This window comes from Pseudomonas sp. EA_5y_Pfl2_R50 (assembly GCF_963970475.1).
Lineage (GTDB): Bacteria > Pseudomonadota > Gammaproteobacteria > Pseudomonadales > Pseudomonadaceae > Aquipseudomonas.
Genome location: NZ_CAXAPT010000217.1, coordinates 1 through 365, shown reverse-complemented (window position 1 = coordinate 365; position 365 = coordinate 1). Strand labels below are relative to the sequence as shown.

Genomic DNA, 365 nt, shown 5'->3' with positions numbered 1-365 from the left:
TGCGATCCTTACGAATGTGGGGATTGCCAAGCAGGCGAACGCCGACGCGCTCGGCATTCCCTGGCTGATCACGCAAATGGGCGTGGGCGATGCCAACCCGAACGGGCTGGCCGATCCGCCCAATCCGGTGCCGTCGGCGACGCAAACCAAGCTGCTCAATGAGTGGCGACGCAAGCCGCTCAACCAGCTGAAGATCGATCCGGTCAACCCGGCGGTGATCATCGCCGAGCAGATCATTCCGGCGGATGAGGGCGGTAAGTGGATTCGCGAAATCGGCCTCTACGATGCGGACGGCGACTTGGTGGCTGTGGCCAACTGCGCGCCGAGCTTTAAGCCCCTGCTGTCGCAAGGCTCCGGACGCACGC

General features: G+C 63.8%; 1 protein-coding gene. It reads left to right on the top strand.

What is annotated here, in order from left to right; genetic code table 11:
- A partial coding sequence (locus AACY19_RS27525; protein ID WP_339454654.1) for a phage tail protein occupies nt 1-365 on the top strand: 365 nt, incomplete at both ends.